This window comes from Haloarchaeobius salinus (assembly GCF_024464185.1).
Lineage (GTDB): Archaea > Halobacteriota > Halobacteria > Halobacteriales > Natrialbaceae > Haloarchaeobius > Haloarchaeobius salinus.
In genome coordinates, this window is the sequence record NZ_JANHAU010000001.1 from 102,037 (window position 1) to 126,725 (window position 24,689).

23 protein-coding genes are annotated in these 24,689 nt (G+C 69.6%); 18 read left to right on the forward strand and 5 right to left on the reverse strand.

Annotation, left to right across the window (positions count from 1 at the left end; translation table 11 throughout):
* Nucleotides 1–30 precede the first annotated feature (30 nt).
* Nucleotides 31–759: an aspartate/glutamate racemase family protein gene (locus NO345_RS00460; RefSeq protein WP_256295762.1), complete on the reverse strand. Its 729-nt coding sequence runs from the start codon at nucleotides 757–759 to the stop codon at nucleotides 31–33.
* A 40-nt stretch (nucleotides 760–799) separates the two neighbouring features.
* A complete protein-coding gene (locus tag NO345_RS00465; RefSeq protein WP_256295763.1) occupies nucleotides 800–2,767 on the reverse strand; it encodes a PAS domain S-box protein in 1,968 nt (655 codons plus the stop codon).
* A 162-nt stretch (nucleotides 2,768–2,929) separates the two neighbouring features.
* On the opposite strand from NO345_RS00465, the gene NO345_RS00470 reads away from it, so the two are divergent.
* The 3 genes from NO345_RS00470 (at nucleotide 2,930) to hjc (ending at nucleotide 7,347) form a co-directional block, all read left to right on the forward strand.
* Nucleotides 2,930–4,213: an adenosylhomocysteinase gene (locus NO345_RS00470; RefSeq protein ID WP_256295764.1), complete on the forward strand. Its 1,284-nt coding sequence runs from the start codon at nucleotides 2,930–2,932 to the stop codon at nucleotides 4,211–4,213.
* 119 nt (nucleotides 4,214–4,332) lie between these two features.
* Nucleotides 4,333–6,864, forward strand: a complete 2,532-nt coding sequence (locus NO345_RS00475; RefSeq protein ID WP_256295765.1) for a coiled-coil domain-containing protein — start codon at nucleotides 4,333–4,335, stop codon at nucleotides 6,862–6,864.
* 57 nt (nucleotides 6,865–6,921) lie between these two features.
* Entirely contained in the window at nucleotides 6,922–7,347 is a 426-nt protein-coding gene (hjc, locus tag NO345_RS00480) for a Holliday junction resolvase Hjc (RefSeq protein ID WP_256295766.1), read from the forward strand.
* A gap of 123 nt (nucleotides 7,348–7,470) precedes the next feature.
* On the opposite strand, the gene NO345_RS00485 is transcribed toward hjc, so the two are convergent.
* Nucleotides 7,471–8,088: an SWIM zinc finger family protein gene (locus NO345_RS00485; RefSeq protein WP_256295767.1), complete on the reverse strand. Its 618-nt coding sequence runs from the start codon at nucleotides 8,086–8,088 to the stop codon at nucleotides 7,471–7,473.
* 194 nt (nucleotides 8,089–8,282) lie between these two features.
* Here NO345_RS00485 and NO345_RS00490 point away from each other — a divergent pair, with 194 nt between their 5' ends.
* From NO345_RS00490 to NO345_RS00510, 5 genes are all read left to right on the forward strand, one after another.
* Entirely contained in the window at nucleotides 8,283–8,627 is a 345-nt protein-coding gene (locus NO345_RS00490; RefSeq protein WP_256295768.1) for a DUF7471 family protein, read from the forward strand.
* Nucleotides 8,624–9,136 (forward strand): winged helix-turn-helix transcriptional regulator, encoded by a 513-nt coding sequence (locus NO345_RS00495; protein ID WP_256295769.1) that lies wholly within the window; start codon nucleotides 8,624–8,626, stop codon nucleotides 9,134–9,136. Before NO345_RS00490 ends, NO345_RS00495 begins: the two co-directional genes overlap by 4 nt.
* A gap of 165 nt (nucleotides 9,137–9,301) precedes the next feature.
* Nucleotides 9,302–10,603 carry a DUF7405 family protein gene (locus NO345_RS00500; RefSeq protein WP_256295770.1) on the forward strand — a complete coding sequence of 434 codons (1,302 nt, stop codon included), beginning with the start codon at nucleotides 9,302–9,304 and terminating at the stop codon, nucleotides 10,601–10,603.
* A 90-nt stretch (nucleotides 10,604–10,693) separates the two neighbouring features.
* Nucleotides 10,694–11,749 (forward strand): DUF7350 domain-containing protein, encoded by a 1,056-nt coding sequence (locus NO345_RS00505; protein WP_256295771.1) that lies wholly within the window; start codon nucleotides 10,694–10,696, stop codon nucleotides 11,747–11,749.
* Between the two features lie 43 nt (nucleotides 11,750–11,792).
* Complete coding sequence (locus NO345_RS00510) at nucleotides 11,793–12,014, forward strand: DUF7472 family protein (RefSeq protein ID WP_256295772.1); 222 nt, start codon at nucleotides 11,793–11,795, stop codon at nucleotides 12,012–12,014.
* Here the strand turns inward: NO345_RS00510 and NO345_RS00515 are convergent, their stop codons facing one another.
* Both NO345_RS00515 and NO345_RS00520 read right to left on the reverse strand, forming a co-directional pair.
* Nucleotides 12,015–13,043 (reverse strand): DNA primase large subunit PriL, encoded by a 1,029-nt coding sequence (locus tag NO345_RS00515; protein ID WP_256295773.1) that lies wholly within the window; start codon nucleotides 13,041–13,043, stop codon nucleotides 12,015–12,017.
* Nucleotides 13,044–13,424: 381 nt separating this feature from the next.
* Nucleotides 13,425–13,859 (reverse strand): MaoC family dehydratase, encoded by a 435-nt coding sequence (locus tag NO345_RS00520; RefSeq protein WP_256295774.1) that lies wholly within the window; start codon nucleotides 13,857–13,859, stop codon nucleotides 13,425–13,427.
* An 88-nt stretch (nucleotides 13,860–13,947) separates the two neighbouring features.
* Between NO345_RS00520 and NO345_RS00525 the strand changes: the two genes are divergently transcribed.
* The 10 genes from NO345_RS00525 to NO345_RS00570 all read left to right on the forward strand — a co-directional run bounded on the left by NO345_RS00525 (nucleotide 13,948) and on the right by NO345_RS00570 (nucleotide 24,686).
* Nucleotides 13,948–14,793: an alpha/beta fold hydrolase gene (locus tag NO345_RS00525; RefSeq protein ID WP_256295775.1), complete on the forward strand. Its 846-nt coding sequence runs from the start codon at nucleotides 13,948–13,950 to the stop codon at nucleotides 14,791–14,793.
* Nucleotides 14,786–16,465 (forward strand): AMP-binding protein, encoded by a 1,680-nt coding sequence (locus NO345_RS00530; protein WP_256295776.1) that lies wholly within the window; start codon nucleotides 14,786–14,788, stop codon nucleotides 16,463–16,465. The genes NO345_RS00525 and NO345_RS00530 overlap by 8 nt, the downstream gene beginning before the upstream one ends.
* Nucleotides 16,466–16,732: 267 nt before the next feature.
* Nucleotides 16,733–17,419 (forward strand): hypothetical protein, encoded by a 687-nt coding sequence (locus NO345_RS00535; RefSeq protein ID WP_256295777.1) that lies wholly within the window; start codon nucleotides 16,733–16,735, stop codon nucleotides 17,417–17,419.
* 112 nt (nucleotides 17,420–17,531) lie between these two features.
* A complete protein-coding gene (locus tag NO345_RS00540; protein ID WP_256295778.1) occupies nucleotides 17,532–18,236 on the forward strand; it encodes a helix-turn-helix domain-containing protein in 705 nt (234 codons plus the stop codon).
* 56 nt (nucleotides 18,237–18,292) lie between these two features.
* Nucleotides 18,293–19,729 carry an ABC transporter substrate-binding protein gene (locus tag NO345_RS00545; RefSeq protein ID WP_438266745.1) on the forward strand — a complete coding sequence of 479 codons (1,437 nt, stop codon included), beginning with the start codon at nucleotides 18,293–18,295 and terminating at the stop codon, nucleotides 19,727–19,729.
* A 3-nt stretch (nucleotides 19,730–19,732) separates the two neighbouring features.
* On the forward strand, nucleotides 19,733–20,560 hold the full coding sequence (locus tag NO345_RS00550; RefSeq protein ID WP_303646707.1) for an ABC transporter ATP-binding protein: 828 nt from the start codon (nucleotides 19,733–19,735) through the stop codon (nucleotides 20,558–20,560).
* The gene (locus tag NO345_RS00555; RefSeq protein ID WP_256295780.1) at nucleotides 20,557–21,255 is read left to right on the forward strand and encodes an ABC transporter ATP-binding protein; all 699 of its coding nucleotides are present in this window, start codon (nucleotides 20,557–20,559) and stop codon (nucleotides 21,253–21,255) included. The genes NO345_RS00550 and NO345_RS00555 overlap by 4 nt, the downstream gene beginning before the upstream one ends.
* The gene (locus NO345_RS00560) at nucleotides 21,252–22,259 is read left to right on the forward strand and encodes a branched-chain amino acid ABC transporter permease (RefSeq protein WP_256295781.1); all 1,008 of its coding nucleotides are present in this window, start codon (nucleotides 21,252–21,254) and stop codon (nucleotides 22,257–22,259) included. Before NO345_RS00555 ends, NO345_RS00560 begins: the two co-directional genes overlap by 4 nt.
* Nucleotides 22,260–22,482: 223 nt before the next feature.
* Nucleotides 22,483–23,655 (forward strand): branched-chain amino acid ABC transporter permease, encoded by a 1,173-nt coding sequence (locus tag NO345_RS00565; RefSeq protein WP_256297532.1) that lies wholly within the window; start codon nucleotides 22,483–22,485, stop codon nucleotides 23,653–23,655.
* Entirely contained in the window at nucleotides 23,652–24,686 is a 1,035-nt protein-coding gene (locus NO345_RS00570; RefSeq protein WP_256295782.1) for a 3-oxoacyl-ACP synthase, read from the forward strand. Before NO345_RS00565 ends, NO345_RS00570 begins: the two co-directional genes overlap by 4 nt.
* Nucleotides 24,687–24,689 lie beyond the last annotated feature (3 nt).

Consider the following 24,689-nt stretch of genomic DNA (forward strand, 5'->3'; position numbering starts at 1 on the left):
TACGGCGGGTCGAGGACCGCCACTCCCCCCTTACTTCGATGCGACGACGCCGAGACAGCGGTCCACGGCGTCAGCGACGTGCAACGCGGTCGTATCGAACAGCGGCGTGTCGGGCACGTCCGACTGCGCGACGAGCATCTCGATCTCGGTGCAGCCGAGCACGACGCCCTCGGAACCCGCGTCGACGAGTTCCTCGATGGCCGCGACGTAGGCTACACGGGACTCGTCCGTGACGATGCCCTTCGTCAGCTCGTCGAAGATGACGTCGTGGACCTGCTGCCGGCGCTCGGCGTCGGGGACGACCACGTCGATACCGTGGTCGGCGAACCGGCCTGCGTAGAACTCCCCCTCCATCACCGGCCGGGTGCCGAGGACGCCGACCGTATCGAGCCCGGCGTCGGCGATGGCCGCCGCCGTCGGGTCGACGATGTGGACGAACGGCACCGAGAGCGCGTCCTCGATGGCGGGCGTGACCCGGTGCATCGTGTTCGTCGCCATGACGACGAAGTCCGCCCCGCCGGCGTCGAGGTCGCCCGCGGCGTCCGCGAGGTAGTCGCCGGCCGCGTCCCACCGCTCGTCGGCGATGAACCCCTCGATGTCGGCGAAGTTCACGCTCCTGATGAGCACCTGTCCGGCGGCGTGGCCGCCCCGTTCCTCGTTGATGCCCGCGTCGATACCGCGGTAGTACTGGACCGTCGATTCGCTGCTCATGCCGCCGAGGATGCCGACCGTCCGGAGGTCGCCGTCTGCGGAGTCCATACTTCGCCGTCGACCGGCGACGAGAAAAAACGGGCCGTTCCTACGGGCGCGGCAGCCCGACGGTGAACGCCGCCCCGCCAGCCTCCCGGTTCGTCGCCTCGACGCGTCCCCCGTACGAGTCAACGATCTCGTGGACGAGGTAGAGCCCGAAGCCGGTGCCGGGGCTCTCGAACCCCTTCTGTCCCTTCTCGAAGACGTGCGCCATCACCGACTCGTCGATGCCCGGCCCGTCGTCGAGCACCCGGACGACCACCTCGTCGTCCGTCACCTCGGTCTCGACGCGGACCCGTGCCGTCGGCCCCTCGTTGTGCTGGACCGCGTTCGTCAGCAGGTTCTCGAACACCTCCGGGAGCAGGTCGTCCGCGAGCACCGGAACCTCGGGGAGCGCGTCGTGTTCGAACGTCGCGTCGTCGTAGGCACGGTCTGCCTTCGCCAGCTCGTCTTCGAGCACGCCGTCGAGCGCCATCGGCTCCGCCTCGTGCTCCTCCCCCTCGACGATGGCCTTCATGAACGTCCGCATCGTCTCGATGAGGTCGGTCATGTCCTCGACGCGCTCCTGGATGGTGGCGAGGTGCGGCGCGACCTCGTCGTCGACGTGGCCCTCGAGGATGTTCGCCCGGGCCTCGACCACGTTCATCCCGTTGAGGAGGTTGTGCCGGATGATGCGGTTGACGAACTCCAGCCGCTCGCGCTCGTGCTCCAGCTGTTTCTCGCGGGCGCGCCGCTCCGTCATGTCGCGGGTCACCTTCAGGAACCCCAGGAGCTCGCCGTCGTCGTCGTGCAGCGCCGTGATGACGGCGTTCACCCAGATGCGCGAGCCGTCGGCCCGGACGCGCCAGCCCGTGTCGACCGCCCGACCTCGCTCCCGGGCACGGTCGAGGAGCTCGTCCGCGTAGTCGATCTCGCGGTCGGCCTCGGTGTGGAACGTGCGGACGTGCTCGCCGATGATCTCCTCGCTCTCGTAACCCTTGATCTCCTCCGCGCCGCGGTTCCAGCTCTCGACGTGGCCGTCGGTGTCCAGCCGGAAGATGGCGTAGTCCTCGACGTCCTGCACCAGCGACTCGAACTCGCGTCGTGCCTGCAGGAGCTGCTCCTCGGCCCGGTCCTCGCGGATGCTGTTGGCGAGTTCGTGGCCGAGCGAGTTCGCGGTGATGTCGAGCAGCGTCAGCTCCCAGTCGAGCCCCCCCTGCTTCGGGGCGGCACCGGCGAACGACAGCACGCCGTACTGCTCGCCCTCGACGGCGACCGGGACGCCGACGTAGTAGTCGAGTCCCGTGTTCCCGGCGACCCCGACCGGGTGACGGTCGGGCCACCGGTCGGTCGCGTCGTCGGCGTGGACGAGACCGTCCCGTTCCGAGACGACACCCGCGATGGTCTCTGACGTGTCGATGGCGTGGCCGGGCGCGACGGCCGCGTCGAGACCGGATGTGACGTTCTCGACGAGCACGCGCCCGTCGCCGAACCGGGCGAACGCCGCGTGGTCCGCTCCGAGCATCCGGCCGGTCACGTCGAGCAGCTCGTCGAGACGGTCGTCGAGGTCGCGCGACCGGTCGAGCAGGACGTCGTGGACGGCGCGGAGGGTCCGTTCGCGCCGGTCGAGTCGGTCGAGTGCGTGCTTCTGGTCGCTGACGTCGACGTAGCACTCTACCCGACCGCCCGCGTACTCCCCGTCCTCTATCGGGTGGGTGCGACGTTCGAGCCACCGGTCCTCGGGGCCATCGACGACGTGGATCTCCCGGTCGGGGGCGTCGACGCCGCCCTCGGTCACTGCCGCGACGAACGCGGCGCCATCGGCGAGCCGGGAGGCGGCCCGCTCGGCGAACGCCTCCGCGGACAGCCCGCGGACGGCCGCGCCGTCGACACCGAGGTACCGCGTCGCCGCATCGTTCGACCAGACCACCCGTCCGTCCCCGTCGAGGACGACGACACCCGTATCCGCGGCGGCGAGCAGTGCCGCACCCGCCGGCGGCTCCTCCTCCCGGACGGACGCGTCGCCCCCGCCGCTCACGCGAGCGACACCTCGCTCGGTCCGCAGCGTCGAGTCATGGGCGGGGCTAGTGGACCCGGGCCTAAAGTCGTGGACCCTACACACGTCGTCGTCGGCCGCGCGACGACAGCAGCGCCAGCCGACTCCGGTAGGGTTTTCCACCCGCTACCCCTCCCAGAGACTATGAGTCAGTACCCGCCGATCAGCGAGCAACTCGACGACATCGAGGCCGCTCGCGACGAGGGACGACGGAAGATGGACTGGGCGCGCCAGCACATGCCCATCCTGAACGCACTGCGAGAGGAGTTCGAGCGCGACCAGCCGTTCGCCGACCAGCGCATCGGCATGGCGATGCACGTCGAGGCGAAGACCGCGAACCTCGTCGAACTGCTCGCCGACGGCGGTGCCGAGGTCGCCATCACCGGCTGCAACCCGCTGTCGACACACGACGACGTGAGCGCGGCGCTCGACACCCACGAGAACATCACGAGCTACGCGAAACGGGGCGTCGACGACGACGGGTACTACGACGCCATCGAGGCCGTCATCGACATCGAGCCGACCATCACCGTCGACGACGGGATGGACATGGTCGCCGCCATCCACGAGGACCACCCCGAGCTCATCGACTCCATCGTCGGCGGTGCCGAGGAGACGACGACCGGCGTCCACCGCCTCCGCGCGATGGACGCCGACGGCGCGCTCGACTACCCCGTCTTCGCCGTCAACGACACGCCGATGAAACGACTGTTCGACAACGTCCACGGCACCGGCGAGTCCTCGCTGGCCACCATCGCGATGACGACGAACCTCTCCTACGCCGGCAAGAACGTCGTCGTCGCGGGCTACGGCGACTGCGGCCGCGGCGTCGCCAAGAAGGCCAGCGGCCAGAACGCGGACGTCATCGTCACCGAGGTCGAGCCCCGTCGCGCCCTCGAAGCACACATGGAGGGCTACGACGTCATGCCGATGGCCGAGGCCGCCGAGGTCGGCGACGTGTTCCTCACCGTCACCGGCAACCGCGACGTCATCACCGCCGAGCACTTCGAGCGGATGAAGGACGGCGTCCTGCTCGCGAACGCCGGCCACTTCGACATCGAGGTCGACCTCGACGCGCTCTCGGACATGGCGGTCGACCGCTACGAGGCCCGCGACGGCGTCGAGGCCTACGAGATGGACGACGGCCGCCGGCTGAACGTGCTCGCCGAGGGCCGTCTGGTCAACCTCGCCTCGCCCATCGCGCTCGGCCACCCCGTCGAGGTCATGGACCAGTCCTTCGGCGTCCAGGCCGTCTGCGTGCGCGAACTCGTCGAGAACGGCGACGCCTACGACGCCGGCGTCCACGAGGTCCCCGACCGACTCGACCGCGAGGTCGCCGAGATCAAACTCGACGCAGAGGGCGTCGACTACGACTCGCTGACGGACGCCCAGACCGAGTACATGGGCTCCTGGCAGCACGGCACCTAGGCCGGTCGCCGGTTTTCCCGGTGTACGCCTCGGATTGCATCAGTTTTCCCCGTTGAACTCTTAATTTCCATGAAACCTTCCGATAGGATGAAATGGGTCGGGGATGTTGATGCACCAACGTGAGCGAGGAACACGAACTATCGACGGACGAGGAATCGGTCGACTGGCCACCAGCGGACGGTGACGCCGTGGTGGTCGCCGAGGGGGGCGTCCGGGTTCGGAAGTGGGTGACTGACCGAGGGGCTGCGGTGCCAGTCGTGACGTACGACATCGCGTCGATGCGGGACGAACCGGTGACGCTGGAGCTCCGCGACTCGACACCGGACTCGCTGGAGCCCGACGAGTTCGGCTTCCACGACGACTACGAGGCCGAGAACTGGCGACGGACCGGACCACACGACATCGCGTACCGTCGCCGACTCGACCCGGACGAGTCGGTGACGACGGTGTACGGCGTCCGGCGCTCGTCGCTGGACGACCCCGCGCCGTTCCTGAACGAGCCGACCATCGGCGTCACCGTCGACGCGGACGAGGCCGCCGAGGCCGCCGGCGAGGCCGTCTCCACGCTGGACGTCGACGGCGAGGAGATGAGCGTGACCGAACCCGCGGAGAGCGACGACGCCCCCGGCGAGGCGGACGACGACGCCGAACCGGTCGAGACGCTCTCGCTCGACGACCCGGGCGAGGAACCGGAGACGGCCGTGGTCGCCCCACCGGCGGACGATGACGCCGACGCTGAGGCCGACACAGCGGCCGACGAACCGGAGACGGAGCCCGCGCCGACACACCGCGAGGGCGAGCCGATCGGTTCCGTCCTCGCCGCCGAACTCCGTGAGGACCGCATCCCCGAGGGCGACCGCGACGCCATCGCGTCGGCGCTGAACCTCGAACTGTCCGAATCGACCGCCGCATTCCTGGACCGGCTCCGCGACCGCGTCCAGCAGCGCCGCGACCAGCTCGAAGACGAGATCGAGGAGCTCGACGAGAGCATCGCCGAGCTGTACGGGCTGAAGGCCGACGCGGCCGACGTCCAGCAGACCCGCGCCGACCTGCGCGACCTCGAGGACCGCGCCGCCGCGGAGAGCGACCTCGAGACCGTGCGAGACGCCGTCGAGACGCTCGACCAGGCGAAGGCCGAGGTCGACAGGCTCGCGGCGCTGGAGTCGCGACTCGACGACCTCTCGCAGGAGGCCGCCCGTGCCGAGACGGTCGAACAGCTCGACGAACGTGTCGACGAACTGGACGCGGCGGCCGCCCGCGCCGACGACCTCGACGAGCTCGTGGAGACGGTCGACGACGTCGAGGACCGGATGGCGACCGCCGAGTCGCTGCGCGAGACGGACGAACAGCTGGCCGAACTCGACGACGCCGCAGCCCGTGCCGACGACCTCGACGCGCTCGTCGACCGCGTCGGGCAGCACGAGACCGCGACGGACGAGGAGTTCGAGGCGGTCCGCGGCGAGCTCGACAGCGCCGTCGCGTCGGCCCGCTCCGAGCTCGACGCCGAGATCGAGTCGGTCCGGACGGACCTCGTGGCCGACCTCGAGGCGCTCCGTGCCGAGCGCGAAGCCGCGACCGCCGCGCTCCGAGAGGACCTGACCGGTCGCGTCGGCGACCTCCGCGCGGACACGGAGGCCGACATCGCGACCATCGAGCGGACGCTCCAGGACGAGTACGTCACGCAGGCCGACGTGGACGCCGTCATCGAGGAGCGCATCGAGCGGAGCCTCCGGGCGACGATGCTGCTGGCGCTCGGTGCCGGCGGCGTGCTCCTCTCGCTGGTGCTCGCCGCGACCGGCGCGGCGTCCATCGCGCTCAGCGCATTCCTCGTGGGGGCGCTGCTGCTCGGCGGCTGGTGGTACCTCCAGCCCGGCGACATCCTGCCGGGCGGCGACGCGGCGGCCGACGCCGGCGTCCCCGGAGCCGACGCGGTCGCCTCCGGTGGCGGCGTCAGTGAACCGGACGACGGCGACGACGGTGCCGCCACCGAGGCGACGGAGGCAGACGCGACGACTGCCGAGGAACCCGAGCCGTCCCCCACTACCGACGAGGGAGCACCGGATGTCGCTGACGAAGCCGACGACGAACCCGACGCCGAGACCGTCACCGAGGAAGACGAGCCTGTGGTCGAGGCAGACGACGAACCCGACGCCGAGGCCGGGGTCGAAGCCGACGACGACACCGTCTCCGAGGCTGTCACCGACGACGGGAGCGACGACGAGTTCGGTGCCCACGCGGACCTCGAGGTCGGCGACATCGACCTCGGGAGTGACGAGGAAGCAGACACTCTCGAGGGTGACGAGGAAGTCGCCGAGATGGCGGACGTCGCCAGCGTGGAGCCGACGCCCGTCGACGAGGTCGAAGCGGTCGACGGGGACGACGACGAGCACGAACCGTCGCAGACCGGGGACGAAGAGACGCCGTTTGACGACGGATCGGACGACGTCGAACGCGACACGGACGAGGAAGCAGTCGACGATGCGGGCGAAGATGCCGACGACGAGGCAGCGGACGCGTCCGACGACGACGAGACAGCCGGGTTCGACGCCGACACGACCGACGTCGCAGACGACGACGCCGGTGCGGAGACCGACGACGTGGCCGCCGCTGCCGCCGCGGCTATCGAGGCCGTCGACGACGACGAGGAGTAGGACGACCGCGCGACCGACGACGGGCCATTTTTATCCGACGCTCGCCGAGGAGTCCCCATGAGTTCCAACCGCAAGGGCGACAGGCGGGAGCGCGAGCTCGTCAACCGCCTCGACGAGGCCGGCTTCGCGGTGATGCGAGCGCCGGCGAGCGGGAGCGCGACGGAGCGGGAGCTACCGGACGTCCTCGCGGGCGACGGCGAGCGGTTCTACGCCATCGAGGCGAAGTCCTCCTCGGGGCGACCCATCTACCTCGACGGGGAGGAGATCGAGGCGTTGCTGTACTTCTCGCAGAACTTCGGTGCGAAGGCGAGGGTCGGGGTGCGCTTCGACCGGGAGGACTGGTACTTCTTCCACCCGGCCGACCTGCACACGACGGACGGGGGGAACTACCGGGTGAAGAAGGAGACGGCGCTGTCCGACGGCACCGACTTCGAGGAGTTCGTCGGTGGCACGCGAAAGCGCGACCTCGGGGAGTACGAGTAGGCGAACAGGCGGTGCTGGGGAGCGTCCGGCGACACACCGCGCGACCGCGTCCCGCCGGACGGTGGCTGGTCAGGACACGCCCCGGTTGGCCGCCCCCTGGTATTTGAACCTCCGCCCCTCCACTCAGTTCCCTTCGGGGTCGACGCGCCGGAGCCGCGACGCCGGGAATGAGTACACCCGGAGCGAGTCCGGCGTCGTGTCGTCGTCGACCGCAGCGCCGGCCGGGAAGACGGCGGTCACGACCGGGTCGTCGGCGGGGTACGCACGGTTGGTCTCGTACTCGGCGACGGTGCAGTCGTGGCTCTCGATGCGGACCTCGTCCGCCCGGCGGGGGGTGACACCGACGACGATGACCGTCGCGCCCGTCTCGCGGTCCGTGGCGAGGTCGCCGCGACGGAGCGCGTGCGGGTCGCAGAAGTGCGGTTCGGGTGCGTCCCGGTGGACGAACGTCGTGGTGCCACAGACGGCACAGCCGACTGCGACGTGGCTCGGCGGGGGCACCGCACCCTCGGTGATCTCGATGGCGACGCGACGGAGGTGCTTGCAGCGCTCGCCGCGGAACGTGTGATCGGGGCAGGTACAGCGGTGCTCGCGTGCGTCGACGAGGTACGAGCCGTGTTCGGTCGCGACGGCGTAGCGGCCGCTCCCGAGGGGGGCGACGGCCATCGGTTCGGTCCGTGCTCGCCGCGACCGGGGGTCGAGGTGGGCGTCGGCGGGGACGGGACGGGTGTAACGTGACATGGTTCCGGTCGGCGGTTGGACCGACGGACCGGACCGCTCTGACGCGGGTGTGATTCTGGTGTGCGTCATGCGTATGCTCCATCGAACCGTGCGATTCGTGCCGGTTCTTATTCGAGTAGAAATAGGGGTTGGAGCACCGTAAGTCTTCCACCGAATCGAACGGTTAAGGTGGCGCGGGACCCTACACCGGCCAAATGGAGTTCCTGTCGGGGGGCGTTCCGCTCCACGCGCAGACGACGATCGTCGACCCGGTGCTGCTCGCGGTCATCGGACTGGCCGCGCTCGGGTCGGCGGTGCTGCTCGGGCTCGGGCTCGCGGCCTACGTCCGGCGAGGATCGCGGCCCTACCTCCTCGTCGTACTCGCGCTGGCGGCCATCGCCGCGCGGTCGGCCGTCGCGTGGGTCACGATGCTGGGGATGCTCCCGGACGCGACCCACCACCTCGTCGAGCACAGCCTCGACGTGGTGATGACGGCGCTCGTCGTCGGTGCGGTGTGGTACGCGCGGTCGCTCCGACAGGGGACAGGGGTGAACCAATGACGGACACGAGAGCACTCATCGCGACCGAGATCGAGGGAACGCCGGGGATCCACTTCAACGAGCTCGTCAGGGAGCTGCCCGTCGCGCCGGGACAGGTCCAGTACCACGTGCGCGACCTCGTCGGCGCTGGCGAGGTGGTCCGCGAGGAGCTGTTCGGGCGGACCCACTACTACCCGCCCGGCTACGACGAGTTCGACCGGGCGGCACTCGCCCTCGTCCGTCGCGAGACGACGCGGGAGGTACTGCTGACGCTCATCGAGGCCGGGCCGCAGGGGCCGAGGACGGTCGCCGACGAGGTGGGCATCGCCCGGTCGACGCTCGAGCACCACGTCGACAACCTGGTCGAGGCTGGACTCGTGGAGAAGCGTCGCGACGCCCGGAACCGGGTAACACTTGTGCTCGCTGCACCAGCGCGGACCGGCGAGTTGCTCTCGGACGTGACGCCGACGCTTCCCGAGCGCCTCGTCGACCGGTTCACGCTGCTGGTCGACGAACTGCTCGCCGAGTAGTTCTTGTACGATGCCGGCACCAGCCCCGGCGTGTCCTGACCGACGCGCGCCGGCGGCCTGGGCGGGTGTGCGACGAACCCCGGCGCGACAGCGGCCCGTCGCCTGTTCGCCCTTTCGACTCGTGCACCACGCCGTTTTTTGCCGGCCAGTGCCAACCGCAACGCAATGAGCCCCAGCGACAGCCGCGGAATCGACCGCCGCGAGTTCGTCAAGTCGGCGGTCGCCATCGGCGGCATGAGCGCCCTCTCCGCCTGCCTCGGACGGTTCGGTGACGGTGACGGGGAGTCCATCCCGACGGGTGTCGACGACCCGACCAGCCTGCCGGACCGACAGCACGCCTGGAACGACGCCATCCCGACCGACGACCACGGCAACCACGTCCTCGCCCGCCACCACGTCCTGCTGTACGCCGACTACGCGGGCGACGGGACGCCGACGGCCGACGAGCGCGAGACCGTCGAGGCCGCGTTCCGGAGCCTCGAACGCGCCTTCGAGTGGTCGAACGAGGGGCTGCTGTTCACGGTCGGCTACTCGCCGCGCTACTTCGACCGGTTCGAGGAGCCCCTGCCCGACTCGGTCGACCTGCCCGAGCCGGCGGCGCTCACGTCGTTCGAGGACCCCGAGCTGGACAGCCACGACGTGGTCCTCCACCTCGCAAGCGACAGCGGGACGGCCCTGCTCGAGGCCGAGGAGGCGCTGAAGGGCAACAGCGACACCGCCAACGGCGTCGAGCTGTCGGCCCACCTCGGCGACGTGCTCGACCTCCCCGACGAGTTCCCCGGTCGGCGGACCGGCTTCGTCGGGGCAGGCCTGCCGGCGGAGAACAGCGACGTCTCGGGCATTCCCGACGGTGCGGAGATCGACGAGGACGCACCGCTGTACATGGGGTTCAAGTCCGGCTTCGAGAAGAACCAGGCGACGGAGGACGGCGTCACCATCTCGGAGGGGCCGTTCGCCGGCGCGACGACCCAGCACATCTCCCGCATCCGGCTCCGCCTCGACGACTGGTACGTCGAACAGGACCAGGAGGACCGCGTCGCGGAGATGTTCTGCCCGGCCCACGCGGAGAACGGGACCGTGGAGGGCGTCGGGGAGAACCTCGGCGACGACGCCGGCGTCGACGGCTGCGCCGAGACCATCGAGGAGGACGCCCGCTCGGCCGGCCGCGTCGGGCACTCCCAGAAGCTCGCCAGGGCCCGGACGGACGGCCGGCCGATCATCCTCAGACGTGACTTCGATTCGACGGACCGCGGCGAGGCCGGCCTGCACTTCCTCGCGGTCCAGGAGGGTATCGGCGACTTCGTCGAGACGAAGACCGCGATGGCTGGCGAGGACCTCACCGACACCCCGACGATCCGCCAGCGCGTCAACAACGGCATCCAGGAGTACACGTTCGTGAAGCGTCGCGGGAACTTCCTGCTGCCGCCGCGGGCCCACCGTGCGCTCCCGACGCCGCGGCCGGAGTAGGCGACGACTCCGCCGTGGGTGAGCGGTGACACGGCCCGTTTCGACGGCTAAACCAGAAGCCGTTTTTCCGTCAGTCCCCGAGGCTGCACCATGAACAGACGCACGTTCCTCGGGGCCACGGCGGGGGCCGCGAGCGCCGGGCTGGCCGGCTGTTTCGGGCTGCTCGAGACGCAGACGGCCGGCCAGCCGCCTGTCCTCTCCGACCGCCCGGACGCGGTCTACTACCCGACACACGTCGAGGGGATGAAGATGACCGACATGGCCACGTCGGGGGACTACGCCGCCGCGGTGATGTACAGCTACCCGCACCGGTTCTGGACGGTGACAGGCGACGAGGCGAGCAAACACGCCATCCGCGACCGCGACGACGCGCACGTCATGGTGAGCATCTGGGACCCCGAGACCGGGACGGTCGTCCCCGACGCCGGCGTCAGCATCGCGGTGACGAACGACGGCGAGACCGTCACCGAGGAGGTCATCTACCCCATGCTCTCACAGCCGATGGGCTTCCACTACGGCGCGAACTTTGCGCTCGACGGCACCGCGAACTACACCGTCGGGGTCGGTATCGGCGGTCTCAGCGGCGTCGAGACTGTCGGCGCGTTCGACGGCCGGTTCGCGGAGTCGACGACCATCGACCTCGAGCTCTCCTACAGCGAGGCGGGGAAACAGGAGATCCGTTACGAGAACACGCCCGACAGGGCGGGCGACCTGGCGGCCGTCGAGCCGATGTCGACGATGGAGATGCCGCTGGGCATCGCTCCGACGGCCGACGAGCTGCCGGGCCAGACGGTCGGGACCGCGAGTTCGGGCGACGCGCAGTTCGTCGTGCAGGCGGTCGAGGCCGACCGGTTCGGCTCCGGCACGCACCTCGCGGTCTCGCCGCGGACGCCGTACAACGGGATGCTGATACCGCGCCTCGGTCTCGAGGCGTCCGTCGACCGCGACGGCCGGACCGTCCTCGACGACGCGCTCGGTGCGTTCCTCGACCCCGAGCTGGGCTACCACTACGGCGCGACGGTCGATGGACTCGAATCCGGCGACGAGCTGACACTCCGGGTGACGACCCCCCCGCAGGTGGCCCGCCACGAGGGCTACGAGACGGCGTTCCTGTCGTTCGAGCCGATGACGCTGTCTGTGGCGTAAGTACGACACGCTTTTGTCCCGGCCACTGAAACGCCGACACGAGATGGACGCTGATACCGTCAAGGAGGTCGTGGTCGCCGGCGCCTCTGTCCTGGCCGTCATCGCTGCCATGGCCTACGTCGGGATGGCCTACGGGAGCGACACGGGCGTGTTGTCCACCCAGGGCGGCCGGATGCTCGCCTACGCCATCGCCGGCTTCGTCGTCCTGATGACCATCGTCGGCTACACCCGCAGCTACTGGCTCGATCTCGAAGACGAGGAGTGATCAGTCGTCGGCCGCGAGACGCGTCTCGTAGTACGACAGCGGGTGCACGATGGTCTCGCAGGTCTCGTCCTTGTTCACGCAGTCGCCGTAGGTCTGCATCGTCGCACACGACACCGGCGGGTACGCGATCTCGCCCTCCGACGTGGCGACGCGTTCGACGCCGTAGCGGATGCGCTCGGCGACCGTCTCGTCGTCCGGGTCGACGATGGCGACGACCTCCTCGGCGTGCATCCCGACCGTCGCACAGAACGACAGCAGGACGAACCACGAGTGGTCGGGCAACTCCTCGCCGTCGCGGGCCCGCTCCAGCAGCGCGTCCACACAGGGCGGGAACGCCGCCGGCTCGACGTCGTCGAACGTGGTCGGAACCGCCGGGTCGGAGAGCACGTCCTCGACGGCCACGACGGCGTGGTCCAGGTGCTCGCCGATGGCATCGGGGACGGCGAACGGCAGGCCCGCGGCGACGCGCTCCTCGATGGCCGCCCGGAGCAGTTCGAGCAGCTCGTCTCGGGTGACCGGCACCTCGCCGTCGGCGAGGCTCCGGCGCGGGAGCCGCCAGTCGAGGTCGTCGAGGTCGCCCGCGAGCTGCAGGTACCGGGTGACCGCGACCTCGTAGCCGTCGTCGGTCGGGGTCACCTCGCCGTCGAGGTCGAACTCCGTCAGGAGCCGCTCGACGGTGAGATCCGTGTCGTTGCTTGTGAAGTTGAGTCCGTCCCCCCCGTCGAGGTCCGCGAGCACCCGCTCGTGGGCGGTCGCGGCCTCCGCCTTCGCGTACGTCCGGGTGACCACCGGGTCGTCCACCAGCGAGACGACGACGCGCGCGACCGGGTACGACAGCAGCTCGATGCGGTCGTCGCCGTGGGGCTCGCCGATGGTGTGGTCGGTGAGCGCCGACACCACCCGGTCGATAGCACGCTCGACCGCCGGCTCGTCGGGCCGGGCGACCAGCTCGCCGAGGTCGACGGCCGCCGCGTCGACCGCCTCGCGGGCGGCCGCGAAGAACGGGTACCGGGCGTGGAGACGCTCCATCGGCGTCACGTTCCCGCTGTGCCCGGATAAACGCGACGGTCGGTCTCAACAGGATGTTTCGAGTGGTTTTCAGCTGCCCTTCGAGCCGCTCTTTACACCTCGAAAGCCCCGAGTCGCGGGAGTCGGAGGCCTCGCCGCGCTCCTCGTTCCTGCGGTGCTTGCGTCGGCCACCTTCCTCCTGCGACTCGCCCCTTTCAGTCCCGCCCGACAGCACCGCAACCGTACCTCACACCTCCCCAGCCTCCTGCGATGCTCGGTCGCAGGCTCCCTGCGCTTCTCGTCCCTCGCACGGTGCTGGCTTGACGCGCTCGCTTCGCTCGCGCAGTCTTGCCAGCGCGCGCCAGCCAGCTGGTCGAGAATCGAAGAATCGCCAGAACAGACTCAGTCCGCACCGGCTTCGGCCTCACAGCTGCCCTCGGCGGGCTCGTGCGCGAGCGAGAGGACGGTGGCCTCGCCGCCGAGGACGGTCGTGTCGTCGACGGTGGCGGTGGTCCGGACCCGGAGCTGGCCGTCGCCGAGGTCCTCGACGACCTCGACCGTGGCCGCGACGGTGTCGCCGGGACGGACCGGGGCACGGAACTCGAGGTCCTGCGAGACGTACACCACGTCGCCAGGGAGGTCGGCGAGTGCGGCGCTGACGAGGCCGGCGGGGAGCATCCCGTGGGCGATACGGCCCTCGAACATCGTCTCGGCGGCGTAGCCGTCGTCGACGTGGAGTGGGTTGTCGTCGCCGACGAGCGCGGCGTAGTCCTCGATTGCGTCGGTCGATACCGTCATGCGTGCCGTGGCGGAGTCCCCCACCGTCGCGACTGTCATGTCGGAACGGGAGCCGCGTACCGGATTCAAGTTAGGGGTTAACATGTGAAACGGGGTCTTTTCTATCCCGACAAGCGTTGCCACAGATATGCCGACCGTGGACAACGATGGAGTGACTATCTCCTACGACGTGGACGGACCGCAGGACGCGCCGGTGGTGGCCTTCTGCGAGGGACTGGGCTACGCGCGCTGGATGTGGCGGTTCCAGCGCGAGCGACTGGACGACTACCGGACCCTCGTGTTCGACAACAGGGGGACGGGGGAGTCCGAGGTGCCCGAGGACCCGGAGGCGTACAGCATCGCGGCGTTCGCGAGCGACCTCGAGGCGGTTCTGGCCGCCGAGGATATCGAGGCGGCGCACGTCGTCGGCGCGAGCATGGGCGGGATGACCGCCCAGCGGTACGCCCGCGACTACGACCGGGCCGTCTCGCTGACACTGCTCTGTACCTCGCACGGGGGCGAGGACGCCGTCGAGACCCCGCCGGAGACACAGGAGTACATGTTCGACGTACCCGAGGAGTACGACGAACGCGAGGCAATCCGGTACAAGATGACGCCCGCGATGACGGAGCCGTTCGCCGAGGAGAACGAGGAACTGGTCGAGCGGATCGTCGACTGGCGGCTGGATTCGGATGCGCCGGCGGCCGCGCGGAACGCCCAGGCCGGCGCGGTCGCCGCCTTCGACAGCACGCCGTGGCTGGACGAGCTGACGCTCCCGACGCTGGTGCTCCACGGCACCGACGACCGCGTGCTCCCCGTCGCAAACGGCGAGCGACTGGCCGCGGCGCTGCCGAACGCCGAACTCGAGCTGTACGAGGGGGGCTCGCACCTGTTCTTCATCGAGGACGCCGACGACGTGACGGCGAACATCCGGGGGCACGTGACGGTACACGCCGCCAACGCGCACGCGGGCGTGGAGGCACACGATGGGTAGTTCCGGGGACGACGGCACAGCCGGCGGGACCGACGGCCGGGACGGAACGGGGTCGACCGCTGGCCCGCACGCCGGTGGCTGGGTCGGTGCCTGGTCCGAGCGCCGGGCGTCGCTCTCGCCGGACCGGGTGGGACTCCGGGACGCGACGACGGGCGAGGCGTACACCTACGCGGAGCTCGACCGGCGGGCGAACCGTGTCGCACGGCTCCTCCGGGAGCACGGCGTCGACGTCACGGACGCAGCGACGATGCCGAACGTCGGCGGGGCCGGACGGGCGACCCCGGGTGGGGACGACCCCGGAGACGTGACGGTCGGCGGCCGTGTCGCCGTCGTCTCCCGGAACCGACCCGAGCTGGTCGACCTGTTCTTCGCCACGGGGAAGACCGGCGGCGTGCTCGCGCCGCTGTCGCACCGGCTCGCGCCGCGCGAGCTGGGTGAACTGCTCTCGAACGTGGCCCCGTCGCTGCTGGTCGTCGAGGAGCCGTTCGAGGCGGTGGTCGGCGACGCGCTCGACCACGACGCCTGCGACTACGATGGCCCGGTCCTCGGGCTGGGCGAGACTGCCCACGAGTCCTTCGACGCTGCCGTGCCCGACGACGGCTCGCCGGTCGCGCCGGCGGGCGTCGACGAGGACCACGCACACCTGTTCCTGCACACCGGTGGCTCGACGGGGACGCCGAAGGAGACGGTGCTTACGCACGGCACCATCGCCTGGAACTCGGTCAACACCATCACGGCGTGGGGCCTGCGCCCGGCGGACGTGACGCCGATGGTGTTCCCGATGTTCCACACCGGCGGCTGGAACGTCCTCACCGTCCCGATGTTCCACCTCGGTGCGGAGGTCGTCATCGCCCGCGAGTTCGACGAAAGGGAGGTGCTCTCCATCGTCGACGAGCGCGACGCGACGCTGCTCGTGGCGGTACCGGCCGTCCTGCGCATGATGACGCAGGCCGACGGCTGGGACGACGCCGACCTCTCGACGCTCCGGTTCGTGAAGTCCGGCGGCGGTCCCTGTCGCGCCTCGGTCATGCAGGCGTGGTGGGACCGCGGCGTCGACCTCTCGCAGGGGTACGGCCTCACCGAGTGCGGCCCGAACAACTTCACGATGCCGACGAACTGGCCCCACGAGAAGGCGGACAGCGTCGGCGTCCCCGCGATGCACGTCGACGTGCGTATCGTCGACGACGACGGGAGTCCCGTCGCGCCCGGGCGCGTCGGCGAGCTCGAACTCGCCAGCCCGCACGCCGCCGCCGGCTACTGGCACGCGCCCGAGGAGACCGAGGCGACGTTCGGGCATGGGTGGGTGTCGACCGGCGACCTCGCCCGGCGGGACGACGCGGGCTACGTCTACATCGAGGGGCGCAAGAAGAACATGTACGTCTCCGGCGGCGAGAACGTCTATCCCGCCGAGATCGAGGACGTTATCTCGGGCCACCCGAAGGTCGACGAGGTCGTCGTCGTCCCCGTCCCCGACGACCAATGGGGGCAGGTCGGCAGGGCCGTCGTCGAGGGCGACGAGTCCCTGTCCCTGGAGGAGCTGACCGCCTTCCTCGACGGGAAACTCGCCCGCTTCAAGCGACCGCGCCACCTCGCGTTCGTCGACGAGATGCCCACCTCCGGCCCGTCGAAGATCGACCGCGAGACCATCGCACGGGAGTTCGGCGCGGCGTAGGCTGCGCCGGGTGGCGACCCCTGGAGGTTCTCCTCGTGGTTCCGGTGACGGTGCGTGGTCGGCCGCGTCACCCACGCCACTCGGTACCACACATAAATTCGCCTTGTATACAATGGCGAAGATTGTTTTAATTCGGCGAGCTACGTTCGAGTAACTATACCAGATAGCCCGTGGAGCGGGCCGCTGTCGGTGGTGGGGGCCATCGACCGCTCGAGGGTGTAGTTGGGGGTAGGAATGGCGATACGATACCGGAAGAGCGGGGGGAGCGTGGGGCGCTCGAGACTGTGGCTCGTCTGTCTCGTCGTCCTGGCAGTGCTCGCCGCACCGTTCGTCGGCGCGACGATGGACGACGGAGCCACCAGCGACACCGGTCAGGAGAGCGCCGGCCCCGACGAACCGCCGGACCCGGCGAGCACCGGTGCGAGCGGACCGGCCGTGCTGGCGGGCAACGGGTCCGTCGCGGCGACCACGACCGTCGGGGCCGTCGACGTCGGCACCGACGAGACGGCGACGGTCCACGAGGCCAACGTCGTCTCGACGAACGGCTCGCTCGCCGACGGGTTGGCTGTCCGGGTCGACCGCGCCGGGAGCTTCCAGCTGCCGATCCAGACCCACGACGGCGATGGACTGCAACTCTCGTCGGGCCATCGCGCGCTGGGCGGGCTCTCCGTCGGCGACGACTGGGTGCCTGTGAGCCGGTCCACCCTGACGGGCACAGACAACGTCACCCCGGCGGAGGTTTCGATGGGCGAGAGCGGCACCGTCGCGGTCGACACCGGGCCCGCGAACGTACCCGCGACGACGGCGGCGGACCCGGCACAGCCAGCGGAGCCCGGGGCGCGGCCACCGTCGGACGAGGACGATGGCCTGTGGCCCTCCATCGAGGCGGTCATCCGGGTCGCGGCGATGGTGCTACTCTGCTTCGCGGTCGCCGCCCGCTTCGTTCGTGAGTGACAGCGGGGTCGTGAGCCGGTGCTTCTCGCCGGTTTCGGCGGGAGAGCGGGGTGTGGGAAAGAAACGCTTATGAACCGATGTACCGATGTGTGAACACTGGACACGAACGATTATGATAGACCTCTCGATGGACATGCAGCAGTACGACTGCCCGTTCATCGACACCACCGCGGACCACGACGTGGCGTTCGCGGCGGCGCACTGGGAGTTCCATCCGGTCGCCGAGGAACTCGAATGTCGCATGGTGGTCGAAGGAGCGGACAGGGGGGCACTCGACAACGGGCTGCACACGCTGCAGGAGCACGACCACATGCACGACATCGACCTGCTGGCCAAGCGCGACGACGTGGCCCACCTGAAGACCGTGATGGGTCAGACCGACGCCATGGAGACGATCCGCCGCAACGACGGCTACATCACCGGCCCGTTCTACATCGAGGACGGCAGCGAGATGTGGCACGTCGGCTTCGACGACGAGGGGCGGGCCGACGGCACGCTCTCGGAGCTGGAGAAGGCCAACGAGTTCGACGTCGTCGAGCGCGAGACGGTCACGCTGCCGTCGATGAACGACATCGTGCAGAACGCGGGCGCGGCGATGACGCTCATCGGCGGCTGTCGCGACCTCTCGGACGTGGAGCGCACCACGCTGGAGACCGCGGCGAACGAGGGCTACTTCGAGAGCCCGCGGGAGACGACGCTCGGCGACCTCGCCGACGAGTTCGGCGTCTCGAAGCCCGCCGTCTCGAAGAACCTGCGGCGCGGGCAGCAGAAGATGGTCGACCGCGTCGTCGACGCGCTCTCCGAGCTCGACGACTGACGGTTTAACATGTTAACCTCGTAATTCTTGCCGGTCTTGAGTCGATAGTATCGAGTATGTCGCGCGTGAGCATCTCACGAAGACGAATGATGGCTACGTTGGGCGCACTCAGTTCCGGCGCGCTGGCCGGCTGTACGAGTGGTGGAGACGGCAACGGTACGGACACACAAACGAACACGGCCACGGATGGGGGAACCACCAGTGGTGGTGGACAGCAGACCACGACCCAGGCGGACGTGTCGGCCTCGGGGACGATCAAGGTCGGGCTCATGCAGCCGATGTCCGGCGACCTCCAGTACTACGGGATGCAGTCCATCTGGGGCTTCCTCTCGGGGCTGGCCTACCGGACGGACTCCGACCCGCTGACGGACGTCCAGACCGGGACCCGCACCATCGAGGACGGCGACGTGACCTGGGAGCTCATCTTCAAGGACACGCAGTTCTCGGCGGACGTCGCACAGACGGCAGCCACCGACCTCGTCCAGCAGGACGACGTCGACGTGCTCTTTGGCTGCTCGTCCTCCGGTGCGGCCGAGCGGGTCGCCCAGACCGTCGTGAACACCTCGGGGGTCGACATCCCGTACATCGCCGGTCCGGCGGCGTCGGCGAACCTGACCTCGAACGGCGAGACCTGCTCGGACCAGATCTTCCGTGCCAACGAGAACACCGCGATGGACGCGCGCTCGGGCGGCACGTACGTCGCCCAGGAGACCGACGTCGAGCGCGTCTTCCTCATGGGCGCGGACTACTCGTTCGGGCAGGCCGTCGTCGGCAACTACCGGACGGTACTGGAGAACAACGGCATCGAGATCGTCGGCGAGCGCTTCGTCCCGCAGGGCTACTCCGAGTTCGAGGGGCTGTTCGAGGCCGCGGTGGACGCGAACGCCGACGCCGTCGTCGGCGGGTTCACCGTCGCCACGCTGCCGAACTTCATGACGACGGCGGCGAACTACGACATCCGCATCTTCGGCGGCTTCGCCACGGAGATCACGAACGCGGTCGTCGGCCAGGTGCTGACGAACCTGCTCGGCGAGCCGCTGACCGCCGAGAAGATCGAGGACGCCGAGGTCGGCCCGTTCACGACCCGGTACCACTGGAACCAGTACGACAACGAGATCAACAGCTCGTTCGTCGACATGTACACGAGCGCCTACGGCAAGGTGCCCGACCTGTTCACGTCGGGGACGTTCACCGCCGCCTCCTCCGTCCACCAGGCGGTGCAGGCGTCCGGTTCGACCGAAGGTATCGATATCGCGGGCGCGATGAAGGGGATGACCGTCACGGACACCCCGAAGGGGACGGACGCGTACACCTACCAGGGGTACAACAACCAGGCGCGCTCCGAGATGACCGTCGCCTACCCCGTCCCGACCACGGACGAGTTCGCGGACAGCTGGGGGGCCGGCATCATGCCGGGCGAGCCCGTCGCCCGCGTCGGCAAGGACCAGACGACCATCCCGGCCGACGACGACGGGATGGGGTGCTCCCTGTAGGCGATGGCGGACCAGGTGTTACGCACCGACGGGCTGACGAAGCACTTCGGCGGCATCACCGCCGTCGACGGTGTGTCGTTCGGCCTCGACAGCGACGAGTGCTGCGCGCTCATCGGCCCGAACGGGGCGGGGAAGACGACGTTCTTCAACCTGCTCACCGGCGAACTCGAACCCAGCGAGGGCAGCGTCGAGTTCCGGGCCGACGGCGAGTGGCACGACCTGACCGGCCTCGCACCGCACGAGACGGCGAGCGCCGGCCTCCACCGGTCGTACCAGATAACCAACCTGTTCCCGACGACGACAGTGCGGGAGAACGTCCGCGTCGCGGCACAGGCCCACGGGGACGCGACGACGCGCTTCTGGCGCAACGTCGGCGCGTTCCCGGAGTACGTCGACGAGGCAGAGGCCATCCTCGAACGGGTGGGTCTCGCCGGGAAGGCCGACGACATCGCCCAGAACCTCAGTCACGGCGAGAAGCGCCAGCTCGAGCTGGCCGTCGCGCTCGCGGGCGACCCCGACGTGCTGTTGCTCGACGAGCCGGCCGCGGGCGTCTCCTCCGAGAGCGTCGACGAGGTCGTCGAGCTCATCCGGAACGTGGCGTCCGACCACGCCGTCCTGCTCGTCGAGCACAACATGGACGTCGTGATGGACCTCGCGGACCGCATCGCCGTGTTGCACCAGGGCGAGCTCATCGCCGACGGCCCGCCGACCGAGGTCCGCGACGACGAGGCGGTGCAGGAGGCGTACCTCGGCGGCTACGACCCCGAGGAGCCGACCGTCGAGGGCGGTGACGACGGCGGCGCGACCGGCGACGGAGGTGGCCTCGCGTGAGCCACCTGCTCGAACTCGACGACGTCCACACGTTCTACGGCGAGAGCCACATCCTCGAGGGTGTCTCGCTGCACGTCGACCCGGGCGAGACCGTCGCGCTCGTCGGCCGCAACGGCGTCGGCAAGACGACGACGCTGCGGACCGCGCTCCAGCTGACCCCGCCGCGTGACGGGACGGTCACCTACGACGGCGAGGACGTGACCGGCCGGCAGACCCACGAGGTCGCCCAGTCCGGCATGGGCTGGATCCCCGAGGACCGCCGCATGTTCTCCCAGCTCACCGTCGAGGAGAACATCGAGGTCGCGGTGAAAGACGGCGAGGGCGTCGACCGGCACCTCGACCGCGCGTTCGAGGCGTTCCCCGACCTCCGCGAGTTCCGGAACCGCAAGGCCGGCAACCTCTCGGGCGGCCAGCAGCAGATGGTCGCCATCGCCCGCGGCCTCGTCGGGGAGAACGACCTGTTGCTCGTCGACGAGCCCAGCGAGGGGCTCGCCCCGCAGATCGTCGAGGACGTGGCGAACGCGCTGCGGGCGGTCGCCAGCGACGCCTCGCTGCTGCTCGTCGAGCAGAACTTCCCGCTCGCGATGGACCTGGCGGACCGGTTCTACCTGATGGACCACGGCGAGGTCGTCCACTCGGACACGACCGAGGGCGTCAGCGCCGACGACGAGGAGATACGGAGGTACCTGACGTGATACCGCTCGTCTCGCTCGTCGACGCTGTCACGCACTTCCTCGACCCGTCGGTGCTCGGTCGGGTGCTGTTCGACGGGCTCGCGAAGGCCTCCATCTACGTGATGATCGCCGCCGGGCTGACGCTCATCTTCGGGCTGATGGGCGTGTTGAACTTCGCCCACGGCTCGCTGACCGCCATCGGGGCGTACCTCGGCGGGCTCGTGATGGTGACCTTCGCCGCGAGTGCGTCCGGCAACGTCGGGCGCATCGCGCTCTTCTTCGTCGCCATCGTCGTCGTGTTCGCGCTGCTGACGGCGTTCGGTGGGGCGATGGAGGTGTCGCTCATCCGACCGCTGTACGACCGGCCGCCGCTGTACCAGATACTGCTCACCTTCGGCATCACGCTGGTGCTGGAGGAGCTGTTGCGGATGGTGCTGCTGTTCTACGACATCCAGCCGTCGACGGACTGGCTGGCGGCCCAGGGCACCCGTCCGGAGATAATCTCGAAGACCCACGACGTGGTCGGCCTGGGGGTCGAGGGGCTGGAGGTGTTCCAGATACTGCTCGGCCTCGCCATCACGGCAGGCGTCTGGGTGTTCCTCACCCGGACCCGGTACGGGCTCTACATCCGTGCCGGCAGCGAGGACGGCGAGATGGCCCAGGCCCTCGGCGTGAACGTCCACCAGGCGTTCACCGTCGTCTTCGGCGTCGGGGTCGGCATCACCGGCGTCGCCGGCGCGCTCCTGATGTGGGACAGCGCGTGGGCGGCGAGCATCAACCTCGGTGCGGAGGTGCTGCTGCCCGCGTTCGTCGTCGTCATCGTCGGTGGCCTCGGCACGTTCCGGGGCACCGTCGTCGCCGGCGTGCTGGTCGGCTTCGTGGACGCGTTCACCACCGAGCTGTTCACCAGCGACATCGTCGGCTTCTCCGCGCTGCCGGAGCTGTTCATCTTCCTCATCCTCGTGGGGACGCTCATCCTGCGCCCCCAGGGGCTGTTCGGCGTCGAGGAGGTGGGTGGCCATTAGCGACCCCACCGACGTGCCCGACGACGGCGCGACCGAGACCGACGGCGGCGCGACCGGCACGGCAGACTCCACCGACGTGGCGAGCGAGACGGCCACCGACGACCACTACCTCGTCGAGTACCTCCGCGAACACGTCGCCCACGCGTTCGTGGTCGCCTTCTTCGGGCTCTACCCGTTCGTCCACGCCTTCGCCATCGGCTCGCCGCTCGGCGCTGAGATGGAGATGTTCCTGCCGCGCGTGCAGACGATGATCACGGTGTTCTACTTCGGCCTGTTCGCGATGAGCTTCGACTTCATCAGCGGCTACACCGGGTACCTCTCCTTCGGCCACTCGGCGTTCTACGGCCTCGGCGCGTACTTCGTCATCCTCGTGGCGAACGGGAAGGTACCGCTGCTGGGCAACGGCACGCCGTTCATGATGCTGTTGCTCCTCGCGGGACTGCTCGCCGTGGTCATGGCGCTGCTGATGGGTGCCGTCGCGTTCCGTCTCACCGGCGTCTACTTCGCGATGATCACGCTCGGGTTCGCCCAGATCCTCTACGTGTTCTTCTCCAACTGGGACTACGTCGGCTCGAACCCGCGTGACGGCATCGCCGTCCTCGGCAGACAGGACGGGTTCTCGATCGGCGTTCCGTACGTCGACTCGCTGAACATGAGCATCGGCCAGCTCCAGGGCGACACGTTCACCTGGGGGATGGACTTCGCGGCGATGACCGGCATCGATGCGCTCTCACCCATCAGCCACACCATCGTCTTCGGCCCGGGCGAGGTGTCGTACTACATGATCGGTCTGGTCGTGCTGGTCTGTTACCTCGCGATGCAGCGCATCATCCACTCGCCGTTCGGGCGGGCGATGATCGCCATCCGCGAGAACGAGGAGCGCGCCCGTGCCGTGGGCTACGACACGTTCCGCGTGAAGATGGGCGCGTTCGCCATCTCGGGCTTCTTCGGGGCGGTCGCCGGCGGCCTGTTCACGGGCTACCGGACCTCCGTCGCACCCGAGAACTCCTTCTACTTCCTCACCGCCGGGGACGCCCTGCTGGCCTCCATCATCGGAGGCTTCGGCACCGTGGCCGGACCGCTGTTCGGCCGGCTGTTCCACGAGGGGCTGCACGAGTTCCTCACGAAGGAGGGCGGCGGCCTGCTGCCGTACCTTCGCCAGCAGCTCGGCGAGGGGACGCTGAACACCGTCATCCTCGACGGCTTCACCGTCGCCGAGGGCATCGAGGTGTTCCTCAACGGCCGCGCCGGCCTCTACATCGGCCTGCTGTTCGTCCTGTTCGTGCTGTACGTGCCCAACGGGCTGCTCGGGACGCTCCGGGCGTACCTCGGCGGGACCGTCGCCGGACAGGTCGCGGCGGCCGTCGAGCGTCGCGTCCGGGGGTGGAAGCTGTGAGCGGTCCGGCGGGTGCGACGGTCGCACTCACCGGCTACGGCACCTACGTCCCCGACGGGACAGTTTCGGGCGAGGAGATCGCCGAGGAGAGCGGCATCCCCGAGGACGTCGTCGTCGAGAAGATGGGCCTGCGCGAGAAGCACGTCTGTCCGCCCGACGACGACCACGCGACCGACATGGCCGTCGAGGCGGGCCGCGAGGCGCTCGCCGACGCCGGCCTCGCCGCCGACGACCTCGACCTCGTGCTGTACCACGGCAGCGAGTACAAGGACCACGTCGTCTGGTCCGCCGCGGCCGCCATCGCCGAGGAGCTGGGGGCGGAGAACGCCTACGCGAACGAGTCGTACGCGCTGTGTGCCGGCGCGCCCCTCGCGATTCGGCAGACGAAGGCGCAGCTGCTCGCCGACCACGTCGACCGCGCGCTGCTCGTCACGGCGAGCCGCGAGGAGGACCTCGTCGACTACGGCAACGAGCGCTCGTCGTTCATGTTCAACTTCGGCTCCGGCGCGAGCGCGATGGTGCTCGAATCGGACCCCGACGAGGAGTGGGTTCGCGCGACCGTCGGCGAGAGCGCGGCCGTCACCGACGGCTCGTTCGCCGACGACGTGGTGATGCCCGCCGGGGGGTCGAAGCGCCCGCCGAGCCACGACACCGTCGAGTCGGGGCTGCACACGCTCGACGTGCCGAACCAGGAGTCGATGAAGGAACGGCTCGCCGAGGTGAGCCTGCCGAACTTCCGCGAGGTCGCCGAGACCGCCATGGAGCGCTCCGGCGTCGGGTCGGTCGACTTCCTCGCGGTGACCCACATGAAGCGCTCGTTCCACGAGTACCTCTGCGACGACCTCGGCTGCGACCCCGCATCGGACGCCTACTACCTCGACGACTACGGCCACGTCCAGTCCGCCGACCAGATTCTCGCGCTGGACGAGGGACTGTCTCGGGGGCGGGTCGAACCCGGCGACGACGTGCTGTTCCTCGCCGCCGGCACGGGCTACACCTGGGCCGCGACCTGTCTGCGCTGGCGGGGGTAGCGG

Excerpts from the sequence above, each read along its gene's own strand:
- NO345_RS00460 (WP_256295762.1), bottom strand. The coding sequence starts at position 759 with ATGGACTCCGCAGACGGCGACCTCCGGACGGTCGGCATCCTCGGCGGC.
- NO345_RS00470 (WP_256295764.1), top strand. The coding sequence starts at position 2,930 with ATGAGTCAGTACCCGCCGATCAGCGAGCAACTCGACGACATCGAGGCC.
- hjc (WP_256295766.1), top strand. The coding sequence starts at position 6,922 with ATGAGTTCCAACCGCAAGGGCGACAGGCGGGAGCGCGAGCTCGTCAAC.
- NO345_RS00485 (WP_256295767.1), bottom strand. The coding sequence starts at position 8,088 with ATGTCACGTTACACCCGTCCCGTCCCCGCCGACGCCCACCTCGACCCC.
- NO345_RS00490 (WP_256295768.1), top strand. The coding sequence starts at position 8,283 with ATGGAGTTCCTGTCGGGGGGCGTTCCGCTCCACGCGCAGACGACGATC.
- NO345_RS00495 (WP_256295769.1), top strand. The coding sequence starts at position 8,624 with ATGACGGACACGAGAGCACTCATCGCGACCGAGATCGAGGGAACGCCG.
- NO345_RS00500 (WP_256295770.1), top strand. The coding sequence starts at position 9,302 with ATGAGCCCCAGCGACAGCCGCGGAATCGACCGCCGCGAGTTCGTCAAG.
- NO345_RS00505 (WP_256295771.1), top strand. The coding sequence starts at position 10,694 with ATGAACAGACGCACGTTCCTCGGGGCCACGGCGGGGGCCGCGAGCGCC.
- NO345_RS00510 (WP_256295772.1), top strand. The coding sequence starts at position 11,793 with ATGGACGCTGATACCGTCAAGGAGGTCGTGGTCGCCGGCGCCTCTGTC.
- NO345_RS00515 (WP_256295773.1), bottom strand. The coding sequence starts at position 13,043 with ATGGAGCGTCTCCACGCCCGGTACCCGTTCTTCGCGGCCGCCCGCGAG.
- NO345_RS00520 (WP_256295774.1), bottom strand. The coding sequence starts at position 13,859 with ATGACAGTCGCGACGGTGGGGGACTCCGCCACGGCACGCATGACGGTA.
- NO345_RS00525 (WP_256295775.1), top strand. The coding sequence starts at position 13,948 with ATGCCGACCGTGGACAACGATGGAGTGACTATCTCCTACGACGTGGAC.
- NO345_RS00530 (WP_256295776.1), top strand. The coding sequence starts at position 14,786 with ATGGGTAGTTCCGGGGACGACGGCACAGCCGGCGGGACCGACGGCCGG.
- NO345_RS00540 (WP_256295778.1), top strand. The coding sequence starts at position 17,532 with ATGATAGACCTCTCGATGGACATGCAGCAGTACGACTGCCCGTTCATC.
- NO345_RS00545 (WP_438266745.1), top strand. The coding sequence starts at position 18,293 with ATGTCGCGCGTGAGCATCTCACGAAGACGAATGATGGCTACGTTGGGC.
- NO345_RS00550 (WP_303646707.1), top strand. The coding sequence starts at position 19,733 with ATGGCGGACCAGGTGTTACGCACCGACGGGCTGACGAAGCACTTCGGC.
- NO345_RS00565 (WP_256297532.1), top strand. The coding sequence starts at position 22,483 with ATGTTCCTGCCGCGCGTGCAGACGATGATCACGGTGTTCTACTTCGGC.